Source organism: Actinorhabdospora filicis, from assembly GCF_030269765.1.
Classification (GTDB): domain Bacteria; phylum Actinomycetota; class Actinomycetes; order Mycobacteriales; family Micromonosporaceae; genus Actinorhabdospora; species Actinorhabdospora filicis.
The window spans coordinates 1,797,464-1,818,779 of the sequence record NZ_BSTX01000001.1 but is presented as its reverse complement, the minus strand read 5'-3'; the positions used below and the strand labels follow the sequence as shown (position 1 = coordinate 1,818,779).

23 protein-coding genes are annotated in these 21,316 nt (G+C 72.5%); 13 read left to right on the top strand and 10 right to left on the bottom strand.

Annotated features, from left to right (window positions below; all coding sequences use genetic code 11):
- Positions 1 to 27: 27 nt before the first annotated feature.
- Entirely contained in the window at positions 28 to 726 is a 699-nt protein-coding gene (locus tag QSK10_RS08500; protein ID WP_432705301.1) for a methyltransferase domain-containing protein, read from the bottom strand.
- Between the two features lie 51 nt (positions 727 to 777).
- Between QSK10_RS08500 and QSK10_RS08495 the strand changes: the two genes are divergently transcribed.
- From QSK10_RS08495 to QSK10_RS08460, 8 genes are all read left to right on the top strand, one after another.
- On the top strand, positions 778 to 1,584 hold the full coding sequence (locus tag QSK10_RS08495) for a UbiA family prenyltransferase (RefSeq protein WP_285662064.1): 807 nt from the start codon (positions 778 to 780) through the stop codon (positions 1,582 to 1,584).
- Positions 1,581 to 2,246, top strand: coding sequence for a hypothetical protein (locus tag QSK10_RS08490; protein ID WP_285662063.1), 666 nt, complete (start codon positions 1,581 to 1,583; stop codon positions 2,244 to 2,246). Before QSK10_RS08495 ends, QSK10_RS08490 begins: the two co-directional genes overlap by 4 nt.
- A gap of 53 nt (positions 2,247 to 2,299) precedes the next feature.
- Positions 2,300 to 2,842, top strand: a complete 543-nt coding sequence (locus QSK10_RS08485; protein ID WP_285662062.1) for a hypothetical protein — start codon at positions 2,300 to 2,302, stop codon at positions 2,840 to 2,842.
- Between the two features lie 120 nt (positions 2,843 to 2,962).
- Complete coding sequence (locus QSK10_RS08480) at positions 2,963 to 3,598, top strand: hypothetical protein (protein WP_285662061.1); 636 nt, start codon at positions 2,963 to 2,965, stop codon at positions 3,596 to 3,598.
- Positions 3,599 to 3,691: 93 nt separating this feature from the next.
- Positions 3,692 to 5,089, top strand: coding sequence for a DNA repair protein RadA (gene radA / locus QSK10_RS08475; RefSeq protein WP_285662060.1), 1,398 nt, complete (start codon positions 3,692 to 3,694; stop codon positions 5,087 to 5,089).
- A gap of 28 nt (positions 5,090 to 5,117) precedes the next feature.
- Entirely contained in the window at positions 5,118 to 5,603 is a 486-nt protein-coding gene (gene ispF, locus QSK10_RS08470; RefSeq protein ID WP_285662059.1) for a 2-C-methyl-D-erythritol 2,4-cyclodiphosphate synthase, read from the top strand.
- Entirely contained in the window at positions 5,600 to 6,592 is a 993-nt protein-coding gene (locus tag QSK10_RS08465; RefSeq protein WP_285662058.1) for a tetratricopeptide repeat protein, read from the top strand. Before ispF ends, QSK10_RS08465 begins: the two co-directional genes overlap by 4 nt.
- A 34-nt stretch (positions 6,593 to 6,626) precedes the next feature.
- On the top strand, positions 6,627 to 7,262 hold the full coding sequence (locus QSK10_RS08460; RefSeq protein ID WP_285662057.1) for a tetratricopeptide repeat protein: 636 nt from the start codon (positions 6,627 to 6,629) through the stop codon (positions 7,260 to 7,262).
- Here the strand turns inward: QSK10_RS08460 and QSK10_RS08455 are convergent, their stop codons facing one another.
- Positions 7,263 to 8,108, bottom strand: a complete 846-nt coding sequence (locus QSK10_RS08455) for an NAD(P)H-binding protein (RefSeq protein ID WP_285662056.1) — start codon at positions 8,106 to 8,108, stop codon at positions 7,263 to 7,265.
- A gap of 91 nt (positions 8,109 to 8,199) precedes the next feature.
- Here QSK10_RS08455 and QSK10_RS08450 point away from each other — a divergent pair, with 91 nt between their 5' ends.
- The gene (locus QSK10_RS08450; RefSeq protein WP_285662055.1) at positions 8,200 to 8,655 is read left to right on the top strand and encodes a MarR family winged helix-turn-helix transcriptional regulator; all 456 of its coding nucleotides are present in this window, start codon (positions 8,200 to 8,202) and stop codon (positions 8,653 to 8,655) included.
- A gap of 51 nt (positions 8,656 to 8,706) precedes the next feature.
- On the opposite strand, the gene QSK10_RS08445 is transcribed toward QSK10_RS08450, so the two are convergent.
- Complete coding sequence (locus tag QSK10_RS08445; protein ID WP_285662054.1) at positions 8,707 to 9,888, bottom strand: homogentisate 1,2-dioxygenase; 1,182 nt, start codon at positions 9,886 to 9,888, stop codon at positions 8,707 to 8,709.
- Positions 9,889 to 10,048: 160 nt separating this feature from the next.
- Here QSK10_RS08445 and QSK10_RS08440 point away from each other — a divergent pair, with 160 nt between their 5' ends.
- The 3 genes from QSK10_RS08440 (at position 10,049) to QSK10_RS08430 (ending at position 14,658) form a co-directional block, all read left to right on the top strand.
- Positions 10,049 to 10,894, top strand: coding sequence for a hypothetical protein (locus QSK10_RS08440; RefSeq protein ID WP_285662053.1), 846 nt, complete (start codon positions 10,049 to 10,051; stop codon positions 10,892 to 10,894).
- Positions 10,891 to 12,105, top strand: a complete 1,215-nt coding sequence (fahA, locus tag QSK10_RS08435) for a fumarylacetoacetase (protein ID WP_285662052.1) — start codon at positions 10,891 to 10,893, stop codon at positions 12,103 to 12,105. Before QSK10_RS08440 ends, fahA begins: the two co-directional genes overlap by 4 nt.
- A gap of 246 nt (positions 12,106 to 12,351) precedes the next feature.
- Entirely contained in the window at positions 12,352 to 14,658 is a 2,307-nt protein-coding gene (locus QSK10_RS08430) for an ATP-binding protein (RefSeq protein ID WP_285662051.1), read from the top strand.
- A gap of 279 nt (positions 14,659 to 14,937) precedes the next feature.
- Here QSK10_RS08430 and cds1 read toward each other — a convergent pair whose 3' ends face one another.
- Both cds1 and QSK10_RS08420 read right to left on the bottom strand, forming a co-directional pair.
- Positions 14,938 to 16,032, bottom strand: coding sequence for an L-cysteine desulfhydrase Cds1 (cds1, locus tag QSK10_RS08425; RefSeq protein WP_285662050.1), 1,095 nt, complete (start codon positions 16,030 to 16,032; stop codon positions 14,938 to 14,940).
- Positions 16,033 to 16,043: 11 nt separating this feature from the next.
- Positions 16,044 to 16,502: an Lrp/AsnC family transcriptional regulator gene (locus tag QSK10_RS08420; RefSeq protein ID WP_285662049.1), complete on the bottom strand. Its 459-nt coding sequence runs from the start codon at positions 16,500 to 16,502 to the stop codon at positions 16,044 to 16,046.
- Between the two features lie 1,182 nt (positions 16,503 to 17,684).
- Here QSK10_RS08420 and QSK10_RS08415 point away from each other — a divergent pair.
- Positions 17,685 to 17,918, top strand: a complete 234-nt coding sequence (locus QSK10_RS08415; protein WP_285662048.1) for a BldC family transcriptional regulator — start codon at positions 17,685 to 17,687, stop codon at positions 17,916 to 17,918.
- 39 nt (positions 17,919 to 17,957) lie between these two features.
- Here QSK10_RS08415 and QSK10_RS08410 read toward each other — a convergent pair whose 3' ends face one another.
- Genes QSK10_RS08410 through QSK10_RS08390 form a run of 5 tightly spaced genes read right to left on the bottom strand, consistent with a single transcriptional unit; the run spans position 17,958 to position 21,283 of the window.
- Complete coding sequence (locus QSK10_RS08410; RefSeq protein ID WP_285662047.1) at positions 17,958 to 18,578, bottom strand: UbiX family flavin prenyltransferase; 621 nt, start codon at positions 18,576 to 18,578, stop codon at positions 17,958 to 17,960.
- 47 nt (positions 18,579 to 18,625) lie between these two features.
- The gene (ptsP, locus tag QSK10_RS08405; protein WP_285662046.1) at positions 18,626 to 20,329 is read right to left on the bottom strand and encodes a phosphoenolpyruvate--protein phosphotransferase; all 1,704 of its coding nucleotides are present in this window, start codon (positions 20,327 to 20,329) and stop codon (positions 18,626 to 18,628) included.
- Positions 20,326 to 20,595, bottom strand: coding sequence for an HPr family phosphocarrier protein (locus tag QSK10_RS08400; RefSeq protein WP_285662045.1), 270 nt, complete (start codon positions 20,593 to 20,595; stop codon positions 20,326 to 20,328). Before QSK10_RS08400 ends, ptsP begins: the two co-directional genes overlap by 4 nt.
- 2 nt (positions 20,596 to 20,597) lie before the next feature.
- Positions 20,598 to 21,047 carry a PTS sugar transporter subunit IIA gene (locus QSK10_RS08395; RefSeq protein WP_285662044.1) on the bottom strand — a complete coding sequence of 150 codons (450 nt, stop codon included), beginning with the start codon at positions 21,045 to 21,047 and terminating at the stop codon, positions 20,598 to 20,600.
- On the bottom strand, positions 21,044 to 21,283 hold the full coding sequence (locus QSK10_RS08390) for a PTS sugar transporter subunit IIB (protein WP_285662043.1): 240 nt from the start codon (positions 21,281 to 21,283) through the stop codon (positions 21,044 to 21,046). The genes QSK10_RS08395 and QSK10_RS08390 overlap by 4 nt, the downstream gene beginning before the upstream one ends.
- Positions 21,284 to 21,316 lie beyond the last annotated feature (33 nt).

Below are 21,316 nucleotides of genomic sequence, written 5' to 3'. Positions count from 1 at the left end.
TCGGAGATGGAGTGTGCACGGGCCACGTCAAGCACTCTTGCGCCCCCAGACCTGGTAGAGGGTGGACGTCGATCTCGTCGGCGCCAAGGCGTCCACTGAGACGGTACGGCGTCGTGATCGAGTGAGCCAGCGAACCAGCGGACCGATCCTGGGACGCAGGCCACGTGTCTCGACGCCGACGCCGTGGCGCGCGCATTCGGCGGCCAGCTCGCGCGGCGGCACGAACAGCGCCGGATCGTGGATGCCCCGGGGGACGCCCGGCAAACGTTCTCCGATGTGGACGGCCGCCAGGCGGCACAGCCACGTGTCGGCGAGGGTGTCGGCGACGAACAGCCCGCCGGGCGCCAGGACGCGGCAGGCCTCGGCGACCGCCGCGCGCCAGTCCGGCACGTGCTCCAGGATCTCCCCGGCGGCCACGACATCGGCGACGCCGGAGGCCAGCGGCAGGCGCGTGGCGTCACCGGCGACCGGGACGACGCCGTGCGCGGCGGCCGTCCGCAGCGCCGGTGGCCGCAGATCCACCCCGAGGTGCCGGAAACCGCGGACGTGCCCGGCCAGCAGGCCGCCGCCGCAACCGACGTCGACCAGCAGCGCGCCCGGCCGCGGCGGCGCGCCGATCAGCTTCGCGCGCGCCCCGGCCAGCCAGTGCAGCATCGCGAACGGGCCGCGCGGGTCCCACCAGGCGTCCGCCAGATCGTCGTACAGGCGGGGATCATTGGCCTCCACCACGCGAGCGTGGCACACCGCCGGGGGCGCACAGCCTCTACAGTGGCCGCCATGCCACTGCTGCCCCTGGTACGGGCCTCGCATCCGGGACCGGCCGTCGTGGTGACGACCGTGTCGGTCCTGCTCGGGGTCGCCTTCGGGCGCGGCCCCGCGACCACCGTCCTCATCGGACTGGCCGTGCTCGCCGGTCAGCTCTCCATCGGCTGGCACAACGACTTCCTGGACGCCGGGCGCGACCTGGCCTCCGGGCGTCTCGACAAGCCCCTCGCCACCGGCGAGCTGTCGCCGGACGCGGTGCGCTGGGCCGCCGGTCTCTCCGCGCTGGCCTCGGTGGTGCTGTCGCTGCTGACCGGCTGGACCGGCGGCGTCCTGCACATCGCGGCGGTGGCCGGCGCGTGGGCCTACAACCAGTTCTACAAGTCGACGCCGTGGTCGGTGCTGCCCTTCGCGTTCTCCTTCGGGCTGCTGCCCTCGTTCTGCGCGGGCGGGCCGCAGGAGGCTCCATGGTGGACGGTGGCGGCCGGCGCGCTGCTGGGCGCGGGCGCGCACTTCGCGAACGTGCTGCCCGACCTGGCCGAGGACGCCGCCACCGGCGTCCGCGGCCTCCCGCACCGCCTGGGACGCCTGGGCAGCGAGCTGGCCGCCTCCGGGCTGCTGCTGGGCGCAGCGGTCGTCCTGGCGGTGGGCATCGGACGCTGGTACGCGCTGGCGGCGGTCGCGCTGGCCGCGGTGGTGATCCCGCTGGGACTGTGGCTGGGCCGCCGGATCGGCGGCCGGATGGTGTTCCGGGCCGCCATGGCATTGGCGGTCGTCGATGTCGTGCTGCTGGTGGCGGGTTCGGCTACCGTGACGGTGTGAGCGACGAGACACCGGTCGACATCGAGCTGTCCGAAGAGGACACCGCGCTCGACGACGTCGACGACGACGGGCCCCGCCCGAGCCTGCGCGAACGCCTGCGCAAGCCCTGGCCGCGCCCGGTGATCGCGGTGATCGCCGCGCTCGCCGCCGCCCTGGGCACCGCCGCCGTCGTGCGGCCGGACCCGCCGCGGCAGCAGCCGCCCGCGCCGAACGTGGCCGAGCCGGAGCCGGGGCCGATCGTGAGCTACTGGATCCCCCTCGAAAAGGACCACGTCCTCACCGACAAGGGCTGGATCGCGCTCGACCCGGAGAACGGCGAGATCGTGGCCGACCTGGAGACCGACGCCAATAACAAGGTCGGCGCGGCGAAGTCGCCGGTGTGGGCCGGATCCGGTGTCATCCACCCGGTGTCCTCGGGGAAGCTGGCCGCCGGGAAGTACGACCTGCACGTGGCCTGCGCGGGCAACGCCGACTACATCAGCATGCGGTTCCAGGTCCGCGACCCCGACGGCGACTTCTTCTTCGAGACCGACCTGCCCTGCGACGGCCCGGCGAAGGTCTACCACCTGGAGCTGGCCACCTCCGCGTCGCTGCAACTGGAACCGGTGGGCCCCAACGCGCTACTGGTCGGTTACGCCTTCTGGGCCGCGCGTACTGATTGATCCGTCCGGCCCACCGATCCCCATCGGCGGTGAAGGCGAGTTAGCCTCCGATGATGGGGGAGATAGACCTGGATCAAAGCCCTCCAGCGGAGCCGGGGGGCGACACCGCGCGGTGGACCATCGACCGGCTGCGGCGCCCATGGCCGCGACCGGCGATCGTCGCCGTCACCATCGTGCTCACCTTGCTGGCCGCGGCGCTCGTGTGGCGCCCGGCCGCGCCGGAGGCGGCCACCACCGCCACGATCACCGCGGGCTCCTCCTGGGAGGAGCTGTACGGGCGGGCCGTGCGCAAGCTCGCCGGTTCGGGCGCGGCCTTCGACGTGGTCAACGCCGTCGACTCGGGGGTGCCGACGGTGTCCACGCTGGACGCCGGTGAGTACCGCATGGAGTTCGCCTGCGCCTCCGACAGCGCCGGGATCGACCTGGCCGTCCTCGTCGACGCCGGGGACGGCGCCGGTGTCCGCAGCGCCGCCGACTGCGACTCCGACCACACGTTCACCGTGTTCACGCTGCCCGAGGGCGCGCGGGTGACCATCTGGGTCGGCTCGTACCAGGTCGCGCAGACCGCCTACGCCTTCGCGGTGCGCTCCGGCTGACGATTAGGGCGGGTTGCGCTTTCGCCGATACGCGGACCAACTACGCTGTGTCCGATCCAAGAGCAGGGTCCGGTCGAAGAGCTGTGTCCGGTCCAAGAGCATCGATGAGAGGGCATCACCGTGACCGTCCGCGTCGCACGAATCGGAGCGTGTCTGGCCGCCGCCGCGGCCGTCGTCATGGGTGTCAGCGCTTGCGGCGCCGGCCAGGTCACCCAGACCGCCGACACCGTCACCGCCATCGCCGGTGCCGACCTGACCGTCGGCGACCTCATGCTGAACGACGTCAAGATCGACTGGAACGGCTCGCAGGGCTACCAGACCGGCGCGAACGCCGACCTGATCCTGCGCGTCTTCAACAACGGCACCGAGGCCGACCGCCTCACCGCCGTCAGCGTCGAGCCCGCCCCCGGTGACAACCCGAACGAGCAGAGCCCGGGCGCCCAGGGCGTCGTCTACGTCGACGGACCCGCCGTCACCCCGTCGGCCTCATCCTCGGACGCGCCCACTACCGGCGGCGGCAACCCCGCCATCAACGTCACGGTCCTCCCGCACGGCTACGTGATGCTGGTGCCCGGACAGGGCCCGTTCCTGCGCGTCAACGGCCTGACCGGCAAGCTCGGCCCCGGCGAGTCGCTGTGGATGACCTTCACCTTCGAGCGCGCCGGGACGATCCGCGCGCAGATTCCGGTGGGCCTGCCCAGTGAGCCCGTCGACCGCTCCAAGGCCGAGTTCCCCGAGACCGGCGAAGGACACTAGAACTTCACGGAAGCCCCCGCCACGGCGGGGGCTTCCGCGTACCCACCGCCCGCGTTGACGCGGGATGTCCGACCCCCGCGTTACCCTCCGTCCATGGCCAAACCCGCCCGCTCCGCCTGGCAATGCTCCGCCTGCGGTCACACCGTCTCCAAATGGGTCGGACGCTGTCCCGGCTGCGGCGAGTGGGGCACCATGTCCGAGACCGCGCCCGTCGTGGCCGCCAAGGGCGGGCCCATCCGCACCACCCCGCGCGTCTCGGTCAACCCGGCGCTGTCCATCACCAACGTCCCCGCCGAACCCGCCCGGCACCGCCCCACCGGCGTCGGCGAGTTCGACCGTGTCCTCGGCGGCGGCCTCGTCCCCGGCGGTGTCGTGCTGCTGGCCGGTGAGCCCGGCGTCGGGAAGTCCACGCTGCTGCTGGAGGTCGCCCACAAATGGGCCGCCGCGCCCGGCGGCGGGCCCGCGCTCATCGCCACCGGCGAGGAATCGGCCTCCCAGGTCCGCATGCGCGCCGACCGGCTCGGTGCCCTGCACCCCGACCTGATGCTGGCCGCCGAGACCGACCTGGCCGCCGTCCTCGGGCACATCGACGACATCAAACCCGGCCTGCTCATCCTCGACTCGGTGCAGACCATCTCCACCACTGAGGTCGAGGGCGTCCCCGGTGGCGTCACACAGGTCCGCGCGGTCGCCGCGCAGCTCATCGCGGTCGCCAAGGCCCGCGGCATGGCCACCGTCCTCGTCGGGCACGTCACCAAGGAGGGCACCATCGCCGGGCCGCGCGTCCTGGAGCACCTCGTGGACACCGTCGCCCACTTCGAAGGCGACCGGCACTCCGCTCTCCGCCTCTTGCGAGGCGTTAAGAACAGGTTCGGGCCCGCCGACGAGGTCGGCTGCTTCGAGATGACCGAGACCGGCGTCGTGTCCCTCCCCGACCCCGGCGGGCTGTTCCTCACCGAGATCGCCGAACCCGTCCCCGGCACCTGCGTCACCGTCACCATGGAGGGCCGCCGCGCGATGCTCGTCGAGGTCCAGGCCCTCGTCGGCGGCAGCGCCAAGGAAGGCGTCGTGCCCCGCCGGACCGTGTCCGGCCTCGACGGCGCCCGCCTCAACATGGTCCTCGCCGTCCTCCACCGCCGCAGCGGCAAGAAGGTCCTCGACCGCGAGGTCTACGCCGCCACCGTCGGTGGCATGCGCGTCACCGAACCCGCCGCCGACCTCGCCGTCGCCCTCGCCGTCTCCTCCTCGGTGTCCGAGGCGCCCGTCTCCGCCGACATCGTCGCCATCGGCGAGGTCGGCCTCACGGGTGAGATCCGTCGCGTCACCGCCGTCCCCCGCCGCCTCGCCGAAGCCGCCCGGCTCGGCTTCAAACACGCCATCGTGCCCCGGGGCTGCGGAAACGAGGCCCCCAAGGGCATGACCGTCAGCGAGGCCGGCAGCGTCGACGAGGCCCTGCGCCTGTCGGCGATGCGCTGGGCGGGACGCGGGTGACGCCCCTCTCCTGGCTACCCTCGAAACCGTGCTGATACCTCTGGTCGGAACCGGAACCGACGTCCACGCCTTCGAAGCCGGACGCCCCTGCTGGCTGGCCGGGATCCTGTGGGAGGACGCCGACGGCCTCGCCGGCCACTCCGACGGCGACGTCGCCTGCCACGCCGCCTCCTCGGCCCTGCTCTCGGCCGCCGGACTCGGCGACCTCGGCAGCAACTACGGCACCGACCGGCCCGAATGGTCCGGCGCCTCCGGCGTCCGCCTGCTCGCCGAATCCGCCCGCCGCGTCCGCGCCGTCGGCTACGACATCGGCAACGTCGCCGTCCAGGTCATCGGCAAGAAACCCCGCCTCGGACCCCGCCGCGCCGAAGCCGAGCGCGTCATGACCGAAGCCGTCGGCGCGCCCGTCCGCCTCTCCGCCACCACCACCGACGGCCTCGGCTTCACCGGCCGCGGCGAGGGCCTGGCCGCCACCGCCGTCGCGGTGGTCTACACCAACGAGCGCCGATCGTGAACACCCCGGAGGAGGCCGAGAGCTACATCGCGCGAGCCGAACTCCTCTACGAGCTCACCCGCTTCGACGAGGCCCGCGAGGAACTCGCCGGCGGGCTCCTCCACTACCCCACCAACGCCGCCCTGCTGTCCCTGCTCGCCGCCACCGAACTGCGCGCCGGACAGCCCAAGGACGCCCTCACCGCCGCCGACGCCGCGCTCGCGCACGACCCGTCCGACCACCGGGCCCTCAGCTGCCGCGGCTACGCCCTGGCCCTGCTGGGCCGCGTCGACGACGCCGTCGAGGCCGCCGAGAAGCTCCTCGACGCCGACCGGCTGGCGTGGTGGCGGCACATGCACTACGCGATGATCCGGCAGATCGCCCGCAACGGGCAGGAGGCCCTCGACGCCGCCTGGCAGGCCATCCGGCTGGCGCCCGACCGGCCCGAACCGCACGTCGTGCTGTCCTCCATCGCCGGTCAGCTCGGCCTGGCCGACCTCTCCGAACGCGCCTCCCGCGCCGCCAGCCGCCTGGGCAAGGACCGCGGCGGCGACTGGGACACCGACGACTTCCTCCACCTCCAGTTCGACCCGGAGCTGAAGCTGCGGCCCTCGACGCCGCCGCCGGACGCCGAGAAGCCCGACACCTACCTCTTCGAGCGCGTGGCGGGCGTCGTCCGCTACGGCGCCGCGTTCCCCATCGCCGCGCCCCTGCTGGTGGCGCTACTGTCGGCGGGCGCGACCGGCACCGCGCGCGTGCTGGCCGCCATCCTGGCCGTCGCGGGCGGCATCGGGCTGTTCGTGGCGGTCTCGCGGCTGCCGGAGCCCATCACCGTGATCCTGCGGAAGATGGACGGCTCCGAGCGCTGGCTGGAGATCGCCTTCGCGTGCGTGGCGGCATCCCCGGTGGTGCTGGGGTGCTACGCGGCGGTCGCCTCGCCGTTCCTGCTGGCGCTGACGGTGCTGCTGGGGTTCGTGGCGTTGTACGCGTTCGTGATGCGCGGGCGCTGACTAGGGTGACGTCTCCACCCCTGAGGAGACCACCATGACCGATCGTTTCGCCCTCGCCGACGACCTGTACCACGCCGCCGTCTTCCAAGGAGATCTCGCGGCCACCGACGCCGCGGACCGCGTGCTCGACGCCGTCGAGGCCGATCTGCTGATGGCCCGGGGCATGAACCTCCACGCCCGTTTCCTGGCCGACCGCGAGAACGTCGACGCGACGCCCGAACCGGCCATGTTCGAACGCGCCGGAGACCTCTACGGCTCCTTGAACGACACCGACGGCGTGGCCTGGGCGCGGTTCTGGACCGGCTGCTACCACCACGTCGTACGCGATGACGCCGCCACCGCCATGCCCCACTTCGAGGCGGCCCTGGCCGGATCCGCCCTGACCAGGTCCTACGCGCTGCGGCACCTCGGCTTCGTCGCGCACACCGAGGGACGCCTCGAAGCCGCGATGGACTTCTTCACCGCATCCACCCGCCTGCGCCGCGAGCTGGGCTTCACCGCCGGTGTCGCGGCCAACCTCGTCGGCATGGCCCACGTGAACCTCCAGGCCGGGCGTCCCGGGGAGGCCCGGAAGTACGCCGACGAGGCCGTGGAGCTGGCCGAGGCGGTGGGCGGCACGGGCGTCCTGACGTGGGCCCGGGAGGCCAAGGCAGCCGCCGACGCGGCCTGACTAGAACAGGTGGGCGTTGCGGCGGCACCAGTCCGCGAAGGTGCCCGCCGGGCGTCCCAGCAGCCGCCGCACGTCGTCCGAGGCGAAGCCCTCGGTGTTGGAGCGCGCTGCGGTGAAGGACTCCACCAGCGCCGCCGCCAGCTCCGGGGGAGCGCCGTGCGGGAAGCGGGCGCGCACGGCGTCCTCGGGCGAGGCGGCGGTGCGGACCTCGATCTCGCGGCCCAGTTCGGCGGCCAGGACGGCGGCCTGCTCGGCGATGGTCACCCGCTCGTCGCCGGTGAGCGCGTAGGTCGCGCGTTCGTGGCCTTCGCCGGTGAGGACGGCGGCGGCCACCGCCGCGATGTCGGCGGGGTCGATGGGCGCGTACCGGCCGGGCCCCATCGGGTCGAGGACGTAGCCGCCCTCGCGGAGCGTGCCGGCCCACTCCAGCGCGTTGCTCATGAACCCGCCGGGGCGCAGGAACGTGGCCGGAATGCCCGAGGCGGTGATCATCTCCTCGCGCGCCCGGTGCCAGCGGCCCATCGCGGGCACGGGCTCGCCGTCGGCCAGCAGCGACGAGAGCAGGACGATCCGGCCGACCCCGGCGTCCTTCGCCGCCGCCACGGCGTTGGCGGTGTGGTCGAGACCGGTGCCCGGTACGACCAGGAACAGCGCGGACACTCCCGCGAAGGCCTTCCGCAGGCTCTCCACGTCGTCCAGATCGCCGGTGATCCGGCGGGCGGACGCGGGCAGCGCGGTCGCGCGGGCGGGATCGCGGACGAGGACGGCGAAGTCGGCGCCGAGGGCGTCCAGCTCGGCGGCGACGGCACCGCCGACCTGGGCGGTGGCACCGGTGACGAGTAGCATGGGAACTCCGATCGTTTACGGGTTAACGACTTTGACGAAGAAACGATAACCGGTTAGCGATCTGTTGGCAAGGACCGTTCCGAGAGGACCCATGACCACCGGATCTTCAGCCGCCCGGCCACCCGAGGCGGACTCCTTCTTCGAGACCCACTGTCGCGTCAACAAGTCCCTGCGCGGCCTCACCGAGCCCGAACTGGCCGCCCTCGGCCTCTACCTGGGCCAGGACCGCATGCTCGGCGCGCTCTGGGACGCCGACGGGCGCACCCCCGGCGAGATCGCCGCCGCCGTGCACGTGAGCACCCCGGCCGTGGTCAAGATGGCCACCCGGATGGAGACCGCCGGGCTCCTCACCCGCCGCCCGGACGAGCGCGACCGGCGCCTGGTCCGGCTGTGGCTCACCGAGAAGGGACGGGCGCTGCGGGAGCCCGTACAGGCGATCTGGCGCGAGGCCGACACGAAGGCGACGGCGGGCCTCAGCGAGGCCGAACGGGCGCTGCTGGCGTCGCTGATGGCGAAGGTGGACGCGACCCTCACGTCCGGGGAATGACGAAGGAGGGCGGCCCCAGGGCCGCCCTCCGGTCGTTCAGTGTGGTGTGGCTCAGACCTTGCGCGCCCACGTCCACGCGTAACCCGGGTCCTCGCAGCGCAGGCCCGCGTCGCACAGGTCCAGGGGACGGAACGTGTCGACCATGACGGCCAGCTCGTCGAAGAACTCCGCGCCGATCGACCGCTCCGCCGCACCCGGCTGCGGGCCGTGCGTGAAACCGCTCGGGTGCAGCGAGATCGAGCCCTGGCCGATGCCGGAACCCTTGCGGGCCTCGTAGTTGCCACCGGTGTAGAACAGGACCTCGTCGCTGTCCACGTTGTGGTGGTTGTACGGGACCGGGATCGCCAGCGGGTGGTAGTCGACCTTGCGCGGCACGAACGAGCAGATCACGAAGTTCGGGCCCTCGAAGGTCTGGTGCGCCGGCGGCGGCTGGTGCACGCGGCCGGTGAGCGGCTCGAAGTCGTCGATGTTGAACACCCACGGGTACAGGTGCCCGTCCCAGCCGACCACGTCGAAGGGGTGGTTGACGTAGGTGAACTTCGTCCAGCCGATGCCGCCGCGGATGCGGTGCTGGACGAGCACGTCGACGTCCTCGCCGTCCTCCACCAGGGGCTCCTGCGGGCCGCGGATGTCGCGCTCGCAGTAGGGCGCGTGCTCCAGGAGCTGGCCGCGCTTGGAGAGGTAGCGCTTGGGCGGGGTGATGTGCCCGGTGGCCTCGATGACCAGGGTCCGCAGCGGCTCGGCGCCGGTGGGGACCACCCGGTAGATGGTCGAGGTGGGGATGATGACGTAGTCGCCGCGGCCCACCTCAAGGGCGCCGAAGGTGGTCTCCACCCGGGCCGTGCCGGCCTCCACGTAGAGACACTCGTCGCCGATGGCGTTGCGGTACAGCGGCGAGGGGGTGTCGGCCACGGAGTAGGAGATGCGCACGTCCTCGTTGGCCAGCAGGTGCTGGCGGCCGAGGATCGCGTCGGACCCGGCGGCGTCCAGCTTGTGCGTGACCAGGTGGCGCGGCTTGAGCGGCAGGTTCGCCTCGCGGGTCAGCGGCCACGGGGGAGCGAACTCCACGCTGGCGTTGATCGCGGTGGGCAGGTGCTTGTGGTAGAGCAGGGACGAGTCGGAGGAGAAGCCCTCCACGCCCATCAGCTCCTCGCTGTACAGCGTCCCGTCGGGCTGCCGGAACTGCGTGTGCCGCTTGCGCGGGATCTCGCCGATCTGGCGGTAGTAAGGCATCGTCGCCCCTCCTAGAGGTGTACGCCCCCACAGTACGACGGCGGCGCGGCGGGCATCGACCGGAGTTGATCACTGTTTCGAACACCGGCCGTGCGCGTATTGGACCCACCTCGCAGGATCGGCTAACGTCCGAGCCGTGTCAACCGGGCTACCCTCGGGCATGATCCCGAAACTGTTCCGCGGCTTCGTCGACGACGCGGCGGTCTTCCCACCTGGCAGCGCCTCGCTCCCCGACGCGGTGCGCGCGCATCTGGAGCACCGCGGCAGGTGGTACCAGGACCTGGTGGGTCCGCTGCTGGTCAAGACCAGCCAGCTGTCCCAGGTCCAGCGGCACCTGGACGAGTTCCGCACCGGCGACGAGCCGCTGCGCGTGGGGATCGTCGCCGACACCGGCATGGCCGACGTCGCCCCGGCGATGGCCCACCTGCGCGCCGACATCGTCCCCGTGCAGGTCGAGGTGCCCGTCGCCAAGCGCGGCGAGGACCCGATGCCGGGCGTGGCCGAACTGAAGGAGACCTACGGCGACTGGGGCGGCGTCCTCGTCTACGGCGAGATCCCGCTGACCTTCGGCCTGCACGAGGCCCTCGACGAGCTGGCCGGGACGCCGGTGATCCCGAAGTTCCGCACCGGCGGGCTGCTGTCGGAGCTGTTCCCGACGCCCGAGGAGCTGGCCGCCGTCATCGTGGCCTGCGCCGGGCGCGGCTCGGGGCTCAAGCTCACCGCCGGGCTGCACCACGCCGTCCGGCACACCGACCGCTCCACCGGATTCACCCATCACGGTTTCCTGAACGTGCTGGTGGCCTGCGCCGACGCCGGGAAGGGGGCGGCCGTCGCCGATGTGGCCGCGATCCTGCGTCACACTGATCCCCGTCCGCTCGTTGACACAACGTACGAACTGCGTGACCGCGAGCGTCCCCTGTGGGCGGGCTTCGGCTCGTGCAGTGTCACCGAACCGCTCGACGACCTGATCGGTCTCGGGCTGATAGAGGAGCCGGTTCAGCAATGACTTGGGTGGAGAGCGCGGCGGGAAGCCGGTACGGCGTGGACAACCTCCCGTACGGGGTCTACTCGACCGAGGACAACGCGGTACCCCGCGTCGGCGTGCGCATCGGCGACGAGATCCTCGACCTGCGCCGGATCGTGGAGATGGGCACCTGCGCCGACTGCCCGACCTGCTCGGCGCTGCGCGCCCCCGTCCTCAACCCGTTCATGGCCCTCGGCCGCCAGGTGTGGTCGACGGTGCGCGCGCAGGTCCAGGGCCTGCTGACCAACGAGGACCTGGCGCACCAGGTCCGCCCGCTGCTGACACCGGTCGCGGCGGCGACGATGCACATGCCGTTCCTGGTCGGCGACTACGTCGACTTCTACTCCTCGGAGCACCACGCGGTGAACCTGGGACGGCTGTTCCGTCCCGACTCCGAGCCGCTGTTCCCGAACTGGAAGCACCTCCCGGTGGGCTACCACGGGCGCGGCGGGACGGTCGTCCCCAGCGGCACGCCCGTGACCCGGCCCAAGGGGCAGCGCAAGGCCCCTGACGGGACCGTCCAGTTCGGGCCCTCGGCGCGGCTGGACATCGAGGCCGAGGTCGGCTTCGTCGTCGGCGTCCCCTCCAGGCTCGGCACCCCGGTCTCCGTCGACGACTTCCGCGAGCACGTCTTCGGCGTGGTCCTGGTCAACGACTGGTCCGCCCGCGACATCCAGGCCTGGGAGTACGTGCCGCTCGGCCCGTTCCTCGGCAAGTCCTTCACCACCTCGATCTCGCACTGGGTGACCCCGCTGGACGCCCTCGACGACGCCGAGATCACCGCGCCCGAACAGGACCCCGAGGTCCTGCCGTACCTGAGCGAGAAGGACCGCTACGGCTACGACCTGCGCATGTCGGTCAAGTGGAACGGCACCGAGGTGTCCCGCCCGCCCTTCGCCGACATGTACTGGACGCCCGCGCAGCAGCTGGCGCACATGACGGTCAACGGCGCCTCCGTGCGCACCGGCGACCTCTACGCCTCCGGCACCGTCTCCGGCCCCCAGCCCCACCAGCGCGGCAGCTTCATCGAACTGACCTGGGGCGGCAAGGAACCCATCGCCCTCGGCGACGGCGAGACCCGCACGTTCCTGGAAGACGGCGACATCATCGAGCTGAACGCCACCGCCATGGGCGTCAACGGCGAACTCATCGCCCTCGGCGAGGTCACCGGCACGATCTACGCGGCCGACTAGCCGACAGCGAACGCCCCGCATCGGTGTGACTCCCCCTGACGCACCGATGCGGGGCGTTCTGCCGTCCCCCGCGGCGACGGTCCAGACCCGGCCGCGCGGGTCGGTGGGAGCGATGAATCGCGCGGCCCGGCCTGGAACAAAGTCGATTGAGCACGGCCCGGCCACTCCGCGTCGACCGCCCCGGACGCTCCCGTACGCCCCCGTACACCGACCGGATACCATCGGCTCTCCCTGGAAGGAGGCGACGTGCCCGAGATCGCCGCCAAGGCCGACCCGGCGCGGGTGGCCACCTCGGCCGACCTCGCCCGCGAGCTGCGTTTACTCAAAGTCTGGGCCGGCGACCCGTCCCTTAGGACCCTCGCCCGCCGCATCGGAGTACCCGCCTCCACCCTCAGCGACGCCCTCGGCGAAACCCGCCCCCTGCCGCGCCTGCCCGTCCTGCGCGCCATCGTCGAAGCCCTCACCGACGCGCCCGTGGACCTGTGGGAGGCCGCCTGGCGCCGCGCCCGCGCCACCGGCCTCGGCGCCCCCGAGACCACCGTCGCCGCGCCCGTCGTCCCCCGCCAGCTCCCGCCCGCCACGAGCGGCTTCGTCGGCCGCGACGGGCTCCTGCGCCGCCTCGACGACCTCCTCGACCCCGAGACCCGCCCGCCCGCGGCGATCCTGTCCGCCCTCACCGGCTCCGGCGGCGTCGGCAAGACCGCCCTCGCCGTCCACTGGGGACACACCGTCGCCGACCGCTTCCCCGACGGGCAGCTCTACGTCGACCTCGCCGGCTTCGGGCCCGGCGGACCCCGCGAGGCCACCGAGGTCCACGGGCTGTTCCTGCGCGGCCTGGGCGTCCCCGCGTCCGAGATACCCGCCGACCCCGACGCGCGCCTCGCCCTCTACCGCAGCAGCACCGCCGGACGCGCGCTCCTCGTCGTCCTCGACAACGCCGCCACCCCCGAACAGGTCCGGCCCCTCCTGCCCACCGGCCGCGGCTGCTTCACCGTCGTCACCACCCGCCACGCCTTCACCGGCCTGCGCGCCCGCGACGGCGCCGTCCGCCTCTACGTCGACCTGCTCACCCACGACGAGGCCCTCGCGCTGCTCGCCGAACTCGTCGGCGAACGCGCCACCGCCGAACCCGAGGCCGCCCTCGCGTTCGTCACCGCCTGCTCCCGCCTGCCCTTGGCCATCCGCGTCGCCGCCCAGCACGCCGCCGACCGGCCCGGCGAGACCCTCGCCGCGCTCGTGGCCGACCTGACGTCCGGGGAACTCGACTTCTTCGCCGACCCCGGCGACCCCCACAGCGACGCCCGCGCGGTCTTCTCCTGGTCCCTGGACCGCCTCGACGCCCCCGCCGCCGAACTCTTCGCGCTCCTCGGACTGCACCCCGGGCGCCGCTTCGACGTCCACTCCGCCGCCGCACTCGCCGGGATCGGCCACGACGACGCCGAACAGCGCCTCGCCGCCCTCCTCCACGCCCACCTCATCGACGAGACGGCCACCCCCGAGCGCTACTCCACACACGACCTCCTGCGCGCCTACGCCGCCGAACTCGCCGCCACCCTCGACTGCGCGATCGTGACGGACTCCCGCGAGCGGCTCGCCGACTACTACCTCCACACCGTCGCCAACGCCTCGGTCACCGAACACCCCTGGGACGCCATCGACCGCGACGAGCTCCCCGGCTCGCCCGCCCACGCCCGCCGCTTCGGCCACGCCGCCGAGGCCACCGCCTGGCTCGACGGCGAACTCGACGACATCGTCGCCGTCGCCGTCCACGCCGCCGGGCACGGCCGCCCCGCCCACGCCGAACGCTTCTCCGGACTGCTGTGGCGGCGCCTGCACCTGCGCTCCCACCACGACCACGGCCTCACCCTGCACCGCGCCGCCTTCGACGCCGCCGACCTCGCCGGAGACGACAAGAACGCCGGGGCCACCGCCTTCCGCATCGGCGACGTCCACTGGCGCGTCGGCGAATACGAGCGCGCCGAAACCTGGTTCACCCGCGCCCGCGACCGCAAACGCGCCGCCGGAGACGAACCCGGCCTCGGGCACGCCCTGTCCGGGCTCGGCACCGTCCAGCTCCTCACCGGACGCCTCACCGAGGCCCGCGACAGCTACCGCGAATGCCGCGAACTGGCCGCCCGATCCGGCAACCCCGGATCCGAAGGCGTCGCCATCCACAACCTCGCCGAGGTCTGCGCCCGCCTCGGCGAACACGAGGAGGCCGCCCGGCGCTTCCGGGAGGCGCTGGACCTCGCCGTCCGCCACGGGCTCAAGGACCTGCGCGTCGCCGCGCTCATCGGCACCGCCGTCGAAGGCGCCCACATCGGCGACCCCGCCGCCGAGACGAACGCGCGGCAGGCCCTCGACCTCGCCCGCGACCTCGGCTCACGCGACATGGAGGCGCAGGCCCTCACCGGCCTCGGCGTCGTCCTCGGCTCGACGGGACGACGCGCGGAGGCCACCGGGCACCTGCGCCGGGCGCTGCGGATGTTCACCGAACTCGGCAACGCGGCCGGCCGCGCCGAGGCGGCGGCCGCGCTGGCGGGGGTGGAGTGAGGCGGCGGGGCCGGGTGGCCGGCGTCGAAGGCCTGCTTTGACGGCCGGGTTCGATGGCCGGGTGTGGCGGTGGAGTGAGGCGATCCACCGCGACACCACGTCTTCCGGGTAGTGCCGTGTTCTGGCGGTTCCGTTCTCGGCCGGTGCGGCTTTTCGGGCCGCGCGATCCTCTCGCACGCCCTCCCAACCGCGCGACGTCCACGCGCTCGCGCCGCCTCGGCGGGGCTCGTGGGGCACGGAGGCGGGCCGACCCAGGGGAAGCCGTCCGGCTCGGCGGCGCTAGCCGCTGACCCACTCCCCGGTGCGCAGGAACAGATCGATCAGCGCCTCATAAGGCGCCAGGTCCATGCCCTGCGCGGCGACCCAGCCGTCATCGAAGTAACTGTGCCCGTAGCGCTCGCCCGAGTCGCACAGCAGCGTCACGACACTGCCCGCGCGGCCCGCCTTGCGCATCTCGGCGATCAGCCCGAAGCACGCCCACAGGTTCGTGCCCGTCGATCCGCCCACGCGGCGTCCCAGCATCTTCGAGGCCACCCGCAGCGAAGCCACCGAAGCGGCGTCCGGGACCTGCGCCATGCGGTCCACGACCGAGGGCACGAACGACGGCTCGACCCGGGGACGCCCGATGCCCTCGATGCGCGACCCGCCCCGCACCGTCGCCGCCGGATTGTGCTCCGACCAGCCCGTGAAGAACGCCGAGTTCTCCGGATCGGCGACCAGGACACGCGTATCGTGCCGCTGATAGCGCACGTAACGCCCGATGGTCGCCGAAGTCCCGCCCGTGCCCGCGCCCACCACGACCCAGTCCGGGATCGGATGCCGCTCGGCCGACAATTGCTGGAAGATCGACTCGGCGATGTTGTTGTTGCCGCGCCAGTCGGTCGCGCGCTCGGCGTAGGTGAACTGGTCCATGAAGTGGCCGCCCTTCTCCCCGGCCAGCCGCCGCGCCTCATCGACGACGAGCGCCGGATCGTCCACCAGGTGGCAGGAACCGCCCATGAACTCGATGAGGTGGACCTTCTCCTCGCTGGTCGTGCGGGGCATCACCGCGATGAACGGCAGCCCCAGCATCCGCGCGAAATAGGCCTCGGAGACCGCGGTGGAACCACTCGACGCCTCAATAACCGGCGTCCCCTCGGTGATCCACCCGTTGCACAGGGCGTACAGGAACAGCGAACGCGCCAGCCGGTGCTTCAAACTGCCCGTCGGATGCACCGACTCGTCCTTGAGGTACAGGTCGACACCCCACTGCGGCGGGAGAGGGAACGTCAGCAGGTGCGTGTCAGCACTGCGGTTGGTATCGGCGTGGACCTTCGCGATCGCATCATTGACCCACCCGCGGGTCGCGTCACAACATCGGTCGACGGTCTTCATGATCGACAAGGCTAGTCTCCGTCCGCGTCGAGAGGCTGAGGACGGCTCTCCCACTTCGTGGAGAGCGCGATGGCGGTACGGGTCCGGGCGACCCCCGGCAGGCGGTTTATGCGCGTCACCAGCTGCTCCAGGTCCCCGATGGCGCCCACCCGCACCTTGATGAGGAAGGACTCCTCACCGGCGAGGAAGTAGCAGGACTCGACCTCCGGGATCTGCTCCAGCGCGTCGGTCACCGTCGAATACTCGGTGTCGGGCTTCTCGATGATGCCGATCAGCGCGGTCACCCCCAGTCCTACCGCCTCCGGGTTGACGTCGGCTCGATAGCCGGTGATCACACCCGTGCGCTCCAGCCGGCCCATGCGATCGTGCACCGCGGGGGCCGAGAGGCCGACCTGACGGGCGAGATCGGCGTAGGAGCGGCGGCCGTCGGTGCGCAGGAGGGAGAGCAGGCGGCGGTCGATGTCGTCCATGGGGGGAGCGTATGTGGTGGGGGGTGGGGGTGGGGGTGTGGGGCGCGGTGGGGGGTTTGGGGTGGGGGCGTTGTGTTGCCTTGGGCTGTCTTGGCTTGCTGGACCTCGCCTCGCCTCGCCTCGCCCTGCCTCGCCTCGCCTCGCCCTGCCTCACTCCGCCTCACTCCGCCGCACTCCGCCTCACCCCGCCGCACTCCGCCTCACCCCGCCCCGCCCCGCCCCGCCCCGCCCCGCCCCGCCCCGCGCCAGCCTCACTACCACGCGCGGGGGCCTTCCCCAGTGCGGCCGTCACCCGTCACCCGAGGCCGTTTCACCCGGTCTCAGCGGTCACCTGGCGCCCGGGGTCGTGTGTTTTCGACGCCTGTTGCGGCCCCTGGTGCTTCTGGTCTGGCGCCCCGCGGATCGTCCGCCCGCTATGCATCCACGGCGTTGCGGCTATGACACCGTCGCCGTCTCCCCCCCACGGATCGGCCGCTTTCGATTCCCTGCATCGGCGCTATTTGACGGTCGCCGTCTGGCCTGGGCTTTCAGCCCTCGTCCCCGACCAGGACGCTGTCCTGGACCTGGGCCTCTCTCGGGAGGCGTCTCCTCCTCTGGCCGGCTGGAACGACGCTGAACGAGGAACCCCGGGGTGTCAAGCCAAAGAACGCGGCTTGACACCCCGAGAACCCTCGTTCCAAGAACACGTCTGGCCGACCGACGGAGGATCCACCTCTCCTACCCCGAGAAGGCTTTCTTGCGCGTCTGCTCGTCTTCTGGCCCGGCTCAGTTTTGCGGCTTGCGGGCCGTCCCGGTCCGGCTCTACTGCAACGAGCTTTTGTCCTCGCCCGGGTTTTGACCCCGTTGCCCGCCAGTCATCGCGTGGCCTTACTTCACCCGTTCCACCTCGCCGCGCCTGTTTCACTCCGCCCCGCCCCTGACCTCGGCCTTCGTGCTCGCCTTCCTCTCCGCGCCCATCCGCACGGTCTACACAAATCCGTCCGTTTGTCCACCCCTAGATAACCTGGATACAGATGGCTGATCCCGTCGGTTTGGTGCATATTTAGGAGCATGGTGCTCTAATGGGGGTGTACGCGGCCTGAACGGGTGCAAGAGGGGCATGCCGAAACGTGTTCGGTCGCCAGACCGAACGGGCACCTTGTGACACAGCCCGTAGGGGCGCATGGGCAGGGGGGCACGTCGATGGACAGTGAAGACCGCTTGTTGACTCCGGGTGAGGTGGCGGCGCTCTTTCGCGTCGATCCCAAGACCGTCACGCGTTGGGCGGCGGCGGGCCGGATCAGCAGCATTCGCACGCCAGGCGGGCACCGGCGGTTTCGGGAGTCCGAGGTGAAGAAGTTGCTCCTTGGGGAGCTCGGTGGTGGCGCTGGTGGTGGCGGTGGTGGGGGAGCCGGGGCTGGTTCCGATCACCATTAGCCGTCTTCGCGGCGGTCGTGTGCGGGTGGGGTTTTCGCTTCAGGTGAGGCGGGCCGCGCCCAGGTCGCCGCGCCAGCGTTGGTAGAGCGTGTGCTGGACGCCGGCGGCGTCCAGGACGCGTCCGGCGACGAAGTCGACCAGTTGCTGGACGTCGCGGGCTCCGGCGTAGAAGGCGGGGCTGGCGGGGAGGACGGTGGCGCCCGCGTCGTGGAGGGCCAGCAGGTGGACGAGGTGGCTGCGCGAGGCGGGGGTTTCGCGGGGGACCACGATGACCTTGCGCTTCTCCTTGAGGTTGACGTCGGCGGCTCTTTGCAGCAGGTCCTTCGACAGGCCGAGGGCGATGCCGGCACAGGCGGCCGTTGAGGCGGGGACGACGATCATGCCGTTGACCTCGTAGGAGCCCGAAGAGGGCCCGGCGGCCAGGTCGGCGTGTGGCCAGTAGGTCACGTCGCCGAGGTCGCGGTCGAGCCAGGCGGACAGGTCGTCCTTCCAGTGGGCGTCGCGGATGGAGCCGCCCGTCTCGTCGATCAGGGTCAGGCGCGCCGCTTTCGACACGACGAGGTCGACGGACTCGCCGGCGTCGAAGAGCGCCGTGATGACCGCCTTGGCATAGGGCGTCCCGGAGGCGCCGGAGACGCCCACGACCCAGGGTTTCCGCATACCCCCAAGCCTGCCTCAGGCACGGCCGGGGGCACACATAACCCCGGTCACATCCCGACGGCTCGCAGACCCGGGAGGGCCGCGCGGGCCATTTCGCGGGCGCCGGACGCCGAGGTCGCGCGGCGGGCCGCCTCGGCCGCGCGTACGCACTGGGAGTAGGTGTGGGCCGCCAGGACGGCGCGGACCAGGGGCAGCGCGGGAGCCGACATCGACAGGCTGGTGACGCCGAGGCCGACCAGGACGCAGGCGAGCGCCGGGTCGGCGGCCGCCTCCCCGCAGACTCCGCAGGAGGTTCCGGCGGTGTTCGCGGCGGTGGCGGCCGAGGCGATCAGGTCGAGCATCGCGGGCTGCCAGGGGTCCTGGAAGCGGGACAGGGCGCCGATCTGGCGGTCGGCGGCGAAGGCGTACTGGGCGAGGTCGTTGGTGCCGATGGAGAAGAAGTCGACGGCCTGGGCGAAGTCGCGGGCGCGCAGGGCGGCGGCGGGGATCTCGATCATGACCCCGGCCTTGCCGGTGAGACCGGCGGCGCGGGCGGCGTCCATGAAGAAGCCCGCGTCGTCGCCGTCGGCGACCATGGGCGCCATCACCCACAAATCAACCGGCAGGCCGGACGAGGCGGCGGCGAGCGCGCGCAGCTGCGTGTCGAGCATGTCGGGGTGGTGGCGCATCATGCGCAGGGCGCGTTCGCCGAGGGCGGGGTTGGGTTCGTCCCCGGCGGGCAGGAACGCCAGGGGCTTGTCGGCTCCGGCGTCGAGGGTGCGGACGACGACGCGTTTGTCGCCGAAGGCGGACAGGACCTCGCGGTAGACGGCCTGCTGCGCCTCCAGGGTGGGGGCGGTGGCGGCGTCCAGGAACAGGAACTCGGTGCGGAACAGGCCGACGCCTTCGGCGCCGTGCGCGAGGGCGGACTCCACGTCGGCGGGTCCGCCGATGTTGGCCAGCAGCGGGACGAGCTTGCCGTCGGCGGTGGCGCCGGGGCCGCGTGCGCCGGAGACGGCGGCGGCCAGGGCGTCCCCGGCCTGGCGGGCGGTGCGGACGGCCTCCTCGGAGGGCTCGACGGTGACCTCGCCGGTGGTGCCGTCGACGAGGACGGGCGTGCCGTCGGGGAGGTCGAGGGCGGCGGGGGCGGCGACGACGGCGGGGACGCCCATCGTGCGCGCCAGGATCGCGGTGTGGCTGGTGGGACCGCCCTCGGCGGTGACGAACGCGGCGACCTTCGCCGGGTCGATCAGCGCGGTGTCGGCGGGCGCGAGGTCGCGGGCGACCAGCACGAACGGGACGTCGGCGTCGGGGACGCCGGGCATGGGGCGTCCGGACAGGACGGCGATGACCCGGTCGCGGATGTCGTCGAGGTCGGCGACGCGCCCGGCGAGGTAGGCCCCGGCCGAGGCGAGCAGGTCGCGGAAGGTCCCGAAGGCCTCGAAGACCGCGCGGGCCGGGCTCAGGCCCTCGCCGATCTTGGCGGCGGCGAGTTCGGACAGGCTCGGGTCGCGGGCCATCATCGCCTGCGCGGCGAGCACTTCGGAGGCCTCGGCGCGGCCTTTCTGGGCGGCGCGCTCGGAGCGGGCGTCGAGGTCGGCGCCGACGGTCTCCAGCGCCGACGAGGCGGCGGCGAGCGCGGCGGTGGCGTCGCCGTCGTGGCGTTCGCCGGGCGGCGGCTCGGGCGGTGCGGCGGCCATGGCGCGGACCGGGCCGGCACCGACGCCGGGGCTGACCCCGACGCCGGTGAAGGATGTGGCGGTGACGGTCAAGACGTCTCCTCCGTGACCAGGGCGGCGAGCCGGTCGACGGCCTCGGCGTCCTCGCTGGCGATGATGACCTCGTCGCCGTTGCGGACGTCGAGGCCCAGCACCGCCAGGATGCTCTTGGCGTTGACCCGGTTCTGCGACTCGGCGGCCGGATCGAACTTCGCGAGCGTGACGTCCTCGGACGACTGGGCCGCGCTCTGCACGAACACCGCCGCCGGGCGGGCGTGCAGGCCGACGTCGGTGGTGACCTTGACCTGTCGTTCTGCCATGTCTACTCCCAGGTGAACAGCGGATCGGCGGTGTGCACGTAGTCGGCGCCGGTGACCGTCACGCGATCGGCGGGCGCGTCCAGCGCGATGACCGGGACGACCGGTGAGCGGCCGCCCTGCTCGATGGCCCCGGCGTCCCAGCGGACGATCTCGGCGCCCGCGGCGACGTGCGCGCCCTCTTCGGTGAGCAGCTGGAAGCCCTCCCCGTCGAGTTTGACGGTGTCGATGCCGAGGTGGACCAGGACGCCCCGGCCCTCGGCGTCGACGATGACATAGGCGTGCGGATGGAGCTTCTGGACGACCCCGGAGATGGGGGCGACGGCCACGCCCGGCCCCCGGTCGGGGTCGACGGCGGTCCCGGGACCGACCATGCCCTCTGCGAACACCGGGTCCGGGACGCCCGGCAGGCCGACCACCTTCCCCGCGACGGGGGAGACGATGCGCGCGGTCACTCCTCCTCCAGCAGGTCTTCGATGTCACTGGCGATGGTGTCGGCGTCGGTGCCGACGACGACCTGGACGTTCGTGCCCATCTTGAGCACGCCGTAGGCGCCGGCGGCCTTGAGCGCGGGCTCGTCGACGACGGTGGCGTCCTTCACCTCGGTCCGCAGCCTGGTGGCGCAGGGCTCCACCTCGATGATGTTCTCGGCGCCGCCGAGCGCGGCCACGATGGCCTCGGCCTTGTCCATGGGACTCCTCTTTCCGCCGCCCCCCAGGGCGGT